Genomic DNA, 9,230 nt, shown 5'->3' with positions numbered 1-9,230 from the left:
GTCCAGCGCGATGGTCGAGATCTTCGGGCCGTCGCACGAATCCTGGTGCACCTCGATCTCGCCGGCACGCGAGCGGGCCTTGCGTGAAACGATGCCCACCGTGTCCTTCCACAGCGCGTAGTTGTACGGCAGGCGGTCCACGGATACGTCAACGCCATAGCGACCGTCGAGTTTCACGCCCTTCCACACCCAGCAGGTGTTCATGATGTCGACCTTGTACACCGGTCGCGCACCATTCACCGCGTCCGGCGACTCGATGCGCAGGACGAGCTTGTCGCCACAGGTATCGAGCTGGTCGCTGCTGCGCCGCAGGAGTGACTTCGCGTCGACGGTTTCGTCGCGCGGGCCAGCGAGGGCGAAGCTGTTGTCGAAGGCATTCGCGCGGATCGTCGTCGGCAGCGGTACGTCGAAGGGCGCCGTATAGGCCGTGGACTGAGCGGTCGGGGCTGAACCATCCGTGGTGTATCGGATCGTGCCGTAGCCATTCTGGGTGGACAGCGTGACCTTCGCCTTGTCGTTATCCGCGGCCGCCGTGGCGATGGCCACGGCATACGCGCCATCGGCAGGCACGATGCCCGCGGCACGGTAACGCGACATCTCAGCGGGCATGCGCGCCACGAAGCTGTTCCAGTCCGCCTGGGGTGACCATGTCCGCTCGGCGAGCGCGGCAATGCGCGGGAAAACGGCGTGCTGCGTGCGATACCAGTTCGGCAGGTACTCGGTGAACACCGTGGCCTGCGCGCCGAGCACGTGGCTCGCCTTGTCCGCGGCGATATCCGACGGCACCGGATCGAAGTCGTACACGTTCTTCAGCGTCTGCACCTGAGGGCTACCCGGCTGCTCGTCGGGAAGGGTGGACTGCAGGCGGTCCAGGTAGAGCGTCGGCGAGGGTGCCATCACCACGTCGTGCCCTGCGTTGGCCGCCTTGATCGCGCCCTTGGTACCGCGCCAGGACATCACCGTCGCACTCGCCGGCACCTTGCCGTCGAGGATCTCGTCCCAGCCAATGATCCGACGTCCGTGCTGGTCGAGATAGTTGCCGATACGTTCGACGAACCAGCCCTGCAGCTTCTCCTCGTTGTCGATGCCGAGCGATTTCATCTTCGCCTGGACCGCTTTCGAATGTTCCCATTCGTCCTTGGCAGCTTCGTCGCCACCGACATGGATATAGGTCGACGGGAAGATCGCCATCACTTCGTCGAGCACGTTCTGCAGGAAGGTGAAGGTGCCATCGTCCACGTTGAATAGCGCCGTATTGACGCCCCAGTCCGTCGAGACGCCGAGCTTCTTGCTGCCGGCGCCGAACTGCGGGTACGCCGCGACGGCCGCCTGCGCATGTCCCGGCATTTCGATCTCCGGCACCACGGTGATGTGTCGCTCTGCGGCATAGGCGACGATCTGTTTCGCCTCGTCCTGCGTGTAGAAGCCGCAGTACGGGCGTTCCGGGTCCCCGGTGAGGGCGACGTCCGGACCCACCGGCTTGCGGCAGGCACCGACCTCCGTCAGCTTCGGATACTTGAGTATCTGCAGGCGCCAGCCCTGGTCATCGGTGAGATGCCAGTGGAAGGTGTTGAGCTTGTGCAGGGCCATCTGGTCGAGCAGGTGCTCGATCTCGGTGACCGACTGGAAGTGACGGGCGGAGTCGAGCATCAGGCCGCGCCAGGCGAAACGCGGCGCGTCGACGATGTGCACGGCGGGCACGCCATTCTGCGATGCCGGATCGGTCAGCAGCTGCCAGTAGGTCACCGCTCCGTAGAACAGGCCGGTTTCATCGTTCGCGGCGATCCGCACGCCATTGCTGTTCACGTCGAGCGTATACGCCTCGCGACCCTTGGTCGTCGTGTCGGTAAGCAGGACGATCGCTCCGTCGCGCGGCTTGCCCTCGGCGATGGCGATCTCCGTGCCACGCGCCTGGCGTATCCAGCCCTGCAGCTGCGTGGCGACTTTCTTAGCCGCGGCGTTACCTGCCGGGACGACGATGGTGGTCGAAGTATCGAGCCTGAAGTGCCCCGGCAGGCGCTGGAGCGAAGCAGGCTGTGGAATGAGTGAGAGCGGCACGTTATCGACGGGCCCGGTTTCGTGCCTCGGCTGGCTGGCGCAAGCGGTAAGGCCAAAGGCCATGGCGAGGAAGAGAGTTCGGCGCATCGATAGCTCCTGTGAATTCGGGCAACCGCCCGATTGTGCCGGAAACGCACAAAAAAAAGCGGGCCCGATAATGAGTAGTCGGGCCCGTGGGGAATGAAGCTTCGAGGGGTTTGCGGCCTTCCGTGGCCGCGTATCCATGACGCTTTATCAGAGGTCGAAGTGCACCGAAGCCATGTAACGGCGACCGGTGGTGTACTTCGCAACCGGCAAGTCCTTCGTGCCGATGTACTGCTTGTACTGTTCGTTGGCGAGGTTCATGCCCGAGAGCGTCACCGAGATCTGCTTGTTGAACTTCCAGCCGATCGTCGCGCCGAGATCGGCGTATGCCTCGGTGGTTGCGGGCGGCRCACCGGCCACGTAGCCACCGGCGAGGTACGCGCTACGCCAGTTGTAGTTGATGCGGGCACTGAACGCGCCGAACTCGTAGTACGGGCTGATGGAGTACGCATTCTTCGAGTTGTACGGCAGCTGGCCACCCGAATCGAGCGTGCCCTTGGCGTACGTGTAGTTCGCCGTGACGCCGAAACCGGTATCCCAGAAGGCCTGCTGGAAGCTGGCGTTGCCACCCCTGACCTTGCCGGAGCCGACGTTGACCGGGCGGGAGATGTCGTAGGTGCAGAAGCCATCAGCCGTGCAGAGGCCCGCTGCGAGCTCCTTGGCGAACTGGACGGGATCGGTGGAGGTCGCCGAGTTGAAGTGCTGCTCCTGCACCACGTCCTGGAAGACGTAATCGTCGATCTTCTTGTAGAAGCCGGTGATCGCAAAGTAGGACTGCGGTGCGAAGTACCATTCGCCGGAAAGCGAGAAGTTCTTCGACTTGTACGGCTTGAGGTCCGGGGTTCCGCCCGAACCGGTCAGGACCGTGTCGTTGAGGAACAGGTTGTTGACCTGCATGTTGTACGGCGCGCGGGCGATGACCTTGGCGGCCGCGGCACGCAGGATGATGTCGTCGGTCAGGTCATAGGCCACGTTGAGCGACGGCAGCCAGTTCTTGCTGGTCTGCGACGCTTTCTGGTAGCTGCCGGCCGGAGCGGGAAGCACCGGTGCACCCGAGTAGTTGTAGCCGAAGCCGTCGGTCTTGGTGTCGACGTAACGCATGCCCAGGTTGCCGTGGAAACCGCCACCGGCGAAGTTCAGCTGTGCGTAGGCGGCGTTGGTCTTCTCGATGAGCTTGTACGTGCCGTTGAGGAACGTACCCGGATCCTCGTTACCGCCGTTGGTCGCGCGAACCCAGGCGTACTGCGCATTGGGATCGGCACTGACGTGCTGCGAGGAACCGTCCCAGCCACCCACGCTGCCGAGAACGTTGGTCAGGCCGTCGGTGCCGAGGTCGGCGAGCGAGGTCGGACCATTGCCGCCGTAGACGTGCGCGTTCATGCCCTCTTCGTGACGGTTCCAGCGGTAGCCGACCTGGAGCTCGTTGAAGAAGTTGTCGAAGTACTTGCTGAAGTCGAGCTGGGCGTAGGTGTCACGCGAATTCGCGCTGTAATCACCGTAGTTGCCGGGCCAGCCACCGAGGCCGTCCGCGTCACCCATGTGCCAGTTGGCCGGGTTCTTCGCCGCTGCCGGGCTGTCGAAGTTGAAGCCGTGGTTGATGTCCCAGGTGTAGCCGCCCGCGTACTGCGGCTCGATCACGGCCTGCGAGATATCGTCGTTGCGAGCCTTGCTGTAGCCGGCTGCGCCACCGAGTTTCCAGCCGTCGCCGTCGTAGCTCGACTTCAGGTCGAACGCCGACGTGCGGACCACGGACTTGCGGACGTTGCTGTCCATCAGCGTCGGGCCGATGGCCGGGCAACCCGCATTGTCGTTACCGCAGACATGGCCGCCGGTGACGACGCCATTCGGGCCCTGGGTGAAGCTCGTCACGTTGCCTGGCGCGTTACCCGTGAACGGGTACATCGACTGGTTCCAGTTGTCGAAGTTCTCGCGGATGAACAGGCTGTTGAAATCGACGTTCCAGTTATCCACCGGCTTCAGCTGGAAACCGAGGGTCGCGGTGTCACGCTTGCGGTTCTGCTGGAACCAGGCGGAGTTGACCTCGTCGGGCACCTTCGCGTTCGGGTTGAGCGAACCATTGGCGATGCCCGCGGCGACGGCCGGGCTCGCTGCCCACTTGGAAACCGGGCTGTAGCTGAAGATTTCCAGGCCCTGGCGGTCGATCTTTTCTTCGTAATGCTGTGCCGAAGCGATCACGCCAAAGGTGTTGGACGTGTTCTTCCAGCTGTACAACGCCGACGCGGTGGGACGCGAGCCGCCACTGCCCTGGTCGTTGTAGTTCAGGCCGAACGAACCGCGCACCGTGTTGGCCGGCAGGTCGAGCGGTTCCAGCGTATGCAGCAGCACCGTACCGCCGAGGCTGCCTTCGGTCAGGCGCGCTTCGGGCGACTTGTAGATTTCCAGGCGGCCGATGATTTCCGGCGCGAGCATGGTGAAGTCGAAACCACGGTTCGGCTGTGCACCGTACTGCCACGGCGTCTGCGAGATCGGCTGGCCGTTGAGGAAGGTAAGGTTGAGGCTGGGGTCGGTACCGTCGATGGATACGCGGTCGCCCTGGCCGAACTGACGGTCGATCGTGACGCCCGGGATCTGCGTCATCGCTTCGGCGACGTTGGTGTTCGGGAACTTGCCGATGTCTTCGGCGGTGACCGCTTCGACGATGGCGTCGGCATTGCGCTTGGTGTCGAGAGACTTCTCGAGACTGGCGCGGATGCCGGTAACGGTGATGCCCTCGAGCTGGGCTGCCTTGGCGGCGTCAGCTTTTTCCTGGGCAGTCTGCGGCTTTGCCGGCGGCGGCGTCGCGTCTTGCGCGGCGGCGTATCCGGTGAAACAACAGAGTCCGGCGATGATGCTCGCCGTCAGCAGGTTTCTACGATGCGACATGGTGTCCTCCCCTCAGAGGATGTAGCAGTGACGGGTTTCGCGGCCGCGTCATGCTTCGTTGCTATCGAAGGGTCTTTCGACCCGGTTGTTGTACTGAGCCTGCGTTCCTTTCCCGCTCTTCAGTGAGCGTTCGAACCGTGCAGGTAGAGACCGGCGGCACCGATCACACCCAACTGTCCGTGGTCCATCAGACGTACCGGTACTTGCTGGAGAAAGGCGCGCATAACGCCCTTGTTGAAGAACCTGGTGGCGAAGCTGCTGGCGAGGAGGCGGTCGCGAACCTGGGGCAGGATGCCGCCCGCAAGGAACACGCCACCGCGGGCGCCGTAGAGAAGGGCGAGATCGCCGACGAAACTGCCGAGCAGGCCGCAGAAAACGTCCAGTGCTTCCACGGCGGCGGGATCGTTCCCGTCGAGCGCGGCGCGTGTGACGGCGGCAGGTTCGGTCAGCGTCGCGGGGGTGCCGCGCAGCGTCGAAATGGCTTCATAAAGATGGACAAGACCCGGACCCGACAGGGCCGTCTCGTAGGAAACGTAGTCGCGGCCGCGGGCGAGTTCGCCGAGGATCGCGACCTCGCGCTCGTTACCCGGCGCGAGGGAAATCTGGCCGGCTTCGGTCGGCAGCACGGTGGCGTGCGGCGAACCCGGCAGGAGGACAGCGGAACCCAGACCCGTGCCCGGCCCCATGACGAGGATCGGACCCACGGCCGGTGCGGCGGCGGTTTCGATGATCGGCGTGGTCTGGTGGTTCTCGAGGAACTGGCAGGCGTAGGCGACGGCTTCGAAGTCGTTGACCACGGCCAGACCGAGCAGTCCGAGGCTGTCGCGGATATCGCCGATCGAGACCGGCCAGGGCAGGTTCTCGTTGACGATGGCGTCGCCGAGCACATAGCCCGCACTGGCGACGGCGCAATGTTCGATGTGGTGCTGGCCATCCAACCGGCCGACGAAGTCCTGCAGGACGGCGGTCAGGCTCGGCCAGTCGGCGCAGGCGTAACGCTCGTAACGAAGCACGTCGATGGCGGTGGAACCGGCGGCGCGACGCACCAGACCGATACGGGCATGCGTCCCGCCCACGTCGGCGGCGATGAACGCCCCGGAACGCGAAGCACGCACGATTTCCCGTTGTTTGGCCGATTCGCCCACGCCCCGCCCCTTATGACTTTTCGTTCGTCGTCACATGAACTTTCTGTGACGCCCCTGATTTGAGCGGAGTCTGTGAGTCAAATGACAACGTTGTCAACAGGACAAATGGCTAGGACATCCACCATTCCATCCTGCGCCGCAGCAGGAAACGTTTGCAGTGGCTCGTCTTCTTCGTCGATTCGCCGCCTGGTGCGGCCTGCGGCATGGGGAATGCATGGGCGATCAGCGGTTTGACGCGCCGCGACATCGAAAGTCACAAACGGGGGTGCGCTGGGTGGGGTGGCGTAAAAAGCCAATTGACAACGTTACGCACACGAGTCAATAAAGGCGACAAATCGGGGCGTATCCGGCGGTGCCGCCGCACGGATACCGAAAACAACACGAGGGGAAGCACCCATGTCATCCACCGCGGTCGGCGTCGAAGAGACACGGCAATCCAGTCTGGTACCGATGATCATCATCGGCGTCCTGTTCTTCATATTCGGCTTCGTCACCTGGCTCAATGGCCCGCTGATCACCTTCGTGAAGCTCGCTTTCAATCTGGACGATGTCGGGGCCTTCCTGGTTCCGATGGCGTTCTACCTGTCGTATTTCTTCCTTGCCCTGCCCTCGTCTTTCATCCTGAAGAAGACCGGCATGAAGAAAGGCATGGGTCTGGGTCTGTTCGTCATGGCGATCGGTGCCGTGTTGTTCGGCCAGTTCGTCACCATGCGCGTCTATCCGGGTGCGCTGACCGGCCTGTTCGTCATCGGTGCTGGCCTTTCGCTGCTGCAGACGGCCTCTAATCCTTACATCTCCATCCTCGGCCCGATCGACAGCGCGGCGCAGCGCATTGCCTTCATGGGCATTTGCAACAAGGTGGCCGGTGCACTCGCGCCCTTCGTCTTCGGCGCGGTGGTGATGAGCAATATCGGCAGCTTCGACAAGCAGATCGCCGCCGCCGGTTCACCGGGCGAGAAGGATGCCCTGCTCGCCGCATTCGCCGCCAAGGTGCACATGCCGTACATGGTGATGGCTGGCCTGCTGGTCGTACTTGCCATCTGGGTGGTTCGCTCCTCGCTGCCTGAAATCAAGCCCTCCGGCGCGAATTCCGAGCGTGCCATCGGCCATGCCAAGGGCAGCATCTTCAGCTTCCCGCACCTGTGGCTCGGCGTGCTCTGCCTGTTCGTCTACGTGGGTGTGGAAGTGATGGCCGGCGACGCCATCGGCACCTACGGCCAGGGTTTTGGCATGACGCCGGAAGACACCAAGCACTTCACCTCGTACACCCTGTTCGCGATGTTGCTGGGTTACATCGCCGGCCTCCTGCTGATCCCGAAGTTCGTCTCGCAGCAGAAGTACCTGGCGCTCTCGGCCATCCTCGGCGTGATCTTTTCGATCGGCACCTATATGACCACCGGGTACACCGCGGTGGGCTTCGTCGCCGCGCTGGGCTTCGCTAACGCCATGATGTGGCCGGCGATCTTCCCGCTGGCGATCAAGGGCCTGGGCGCGCTCACGGAGTTCGGCTCGGCCTTCCTGATCATGGGCATCGCCGGCGGCGCGATCATTCCGGTGGCCTTTGCCCACCTGAAGCAGAGCTACAACTTCCAGGCGGTGTTCCTCTGCCTGATGGTCCCCTGCTACCTGTACATCCTGTACTACGGCGCCGCCGGCCATCGGGTCGGCCAGCACATCAAGGACTAAAGTCCGCCTTCGCTACGTAACGGCCATCCGCTAGGATGGCCGTCTTGCTATTGAGGGTCCGAGATTGCGTAGCCCTACCATCAAGGACGTGGCCGAGCGGGCCGGCGTGTCACTCAAGACCGTCTCCCGTGTCATCAACCACGAGCCATCCGTTCATGCGCGCACCCGTGACAAGGTGCAGCGTGCCATCGATGCACTCGACTACCAGCCCGACCAGGCGGCGCGCAGCCTGCGCAGCGCCAGGACTTACGCGCTGGGCCTGGTGTATGACAACCCCAACGCCCACTACGTCATTGCCATGCAGAATGGCGTGCTGTCGGTGTGCCGGGAGCGTGGCTTCGGCCTGCAGATCCATCCCTGCGACTCGTCGGCGCCCAAGCTGGCCGAGCAACTGAGCGACCTGGTGCGGCGTAACCGCCTGGCCGGCCTCGTGCTCGCCCCGCCCATGTCCGAGCAGCCGCAGTTGCTGGCGACGCTGACCGAACACAAAATTCCCTTCGTGCGGATCATCTCCGCGCGCCAGGATCCCAAGGACGGCTGGCCCTGTGTCTTCGTCGACGACCGCGATGCCGCCTACGCGATTACCGAGCACCTGATCCAGCTGGGTCACCATCGGATCGGCTTCCTCTGGGGCGGCAAGGAGCATCGTTCCAGCCCCGAGCGGTATCAGGGCTACGAGGACGCGCTGCGCGAATACGGGCTGCCGGTCGACAAGAAGCTGGTGGTCGAGGGCGATTACTCCTTCGACGATGGCTTCCGCGGCGCGCGCAAGTTGCTTGCCCTGAAGGAGCCGCCCACCGCCATCTTCGGTTCGAACGACGAGATCGCCGCCGGTGTTCTTGCGGCGGCACGCTCAGGCGGTGTCGATGTGCCGTGGGAGCTTTCCATCGCCGGTTTCGAGGACAGTCCGTTCTCCAAGCAGTCGTGGCCGGCGTTGACTACCGCGCGGCAGAACACCGAAGAGATTGGTCGCCACGCGGCGCAGCGTCTCATTGCGGAACTCGAGCGGGATGGCGACGAGCACATCATCGAGAACGAGGGCTTCAGCCCCGATCTTGTGGTGCGTGGGTCGACGGCGCCGAGGCGGCTGTGAACCTTACCCATCCTGTCGGCGAGGACAGCGCCTTGTAGGAGCCGATTTGCGGTGGTCTAATTTTCCTGGACACCCATGTAGGAGCAAAATCCCTACCGAGGTGAATCATGGGATATCGACCGATCGACCCGGCGCTCAAGCGCCGGGCGGTGTGTTTAGTACTGGATGAGAACCGCTCCGTGCCTGCCGTGTGCGGGCTGCTTGGGCTTGGCCCGACGGCTTTGCGGCGCTGGGTCGAGCAGGAGCGGCAGCTGCGTGCCACGCCGCCACCGACGCCCGAG

At 63.6% G+C, this 9,230-nt stretch carries 6 protein-coding genes; 3 read left to right on the top strand and 3 right to left on the bottom strand.

Annotated elements, in window-relative coordinates:
• The 3 genes from AC1DSN_RS13425 to AC1DSN_RS13415 form a co-directional block, all read right to left on the bottom strand.
• The coding region (locus AC1DSN_RS13425) for a beta-N-acetylhexosaminidase (RefSeq protein WP_477331096.1) at positions 1-2,145 on the bottom strand (2,145 nt) is incomplete at its 3' end.
• A 147-nt stretch (positions 2,146-2,292) separates the two neighbouring features.
• Entirely contained in the window at positions 2,293-5,025 is a 2,733-nt protein-coding gene (locus AC1DSN_RS13420) for a TonB-dependent receptor (RefSeq protein ID WP_477331094.1), read from the bottom strand.
• A 119-nt stretch (positions 5,026-5,144) separates the two neighbouring features.
• On the bottom strand, positions 5,145-6,170 hold the full coding sequence (locus tag AC1DSN_RS13415) for a glucokinase (protein ID WP_477298388.1): 1,026 nt from the start codon (positions 6,168-6,170) through the stop codon (positions 5,145-5,147).
• A gap of 396 nt (positions 6,171-6,566) precedes the next feature.
• Here AC1DSN_RS13415 and AC1DSN_RS13410 point away from each other — a divergent pair, with 396 nt between their 5' ends.
• The 3 genes from AC1DSN_RS13410 to AC1DSN_RS13400 all read left to right on the top strand — a co-directional run.
• Complete coding sequence (locus tag AC1DSN_RS13410; protein ID WP_477331092.1) at positions 6,567-7,856, top strand: sugar MFS transporter; 1,290 nt, start codon at positions 6,567-6,569, stop codon at positions 7,854-7,856.
• Between the two features lie 64 nt (positions 7,857-7,920).
• Complete coding sequence (locus AC1DSN_RS13405; RefSeq protein ID WP_063573777.1) at positions 7,921-8,949, top strand: LacI family DNA-binding transcriptional regulator; 1,029 nt, start codon at positions 7,921-7,923, stop codon at positions 8,947-8,949.
• 107 nt (positions 8,950-9,056) lie between these two features.
• The coding region (locus tag AC1DSN_RS13400; RefSeq protein ID WP_477294031.1) for a transposase at positions 9,057-9,230 on the top strand (174 nt) is incomplete at its 3' end.

The sequence above is a fragment of the Luteibacter sp. P4_D7_3 genome (assembly GCF_056401735.1).
Note: the sequence above shows the minus strand (reverse complement) of the source record. Positions and strands in the feature narration are given on the sequence as shown.

Excerpts from the sequence above, each read along its gene's own strand:
- AC1DSN_RS13410 (WP_477331092.1), top strand. The coding sequence starts at position 6,567 with ATGTCATCCACCGCGGTCGGCGTCGAAGAGACACGGCAATCCAGTCTG.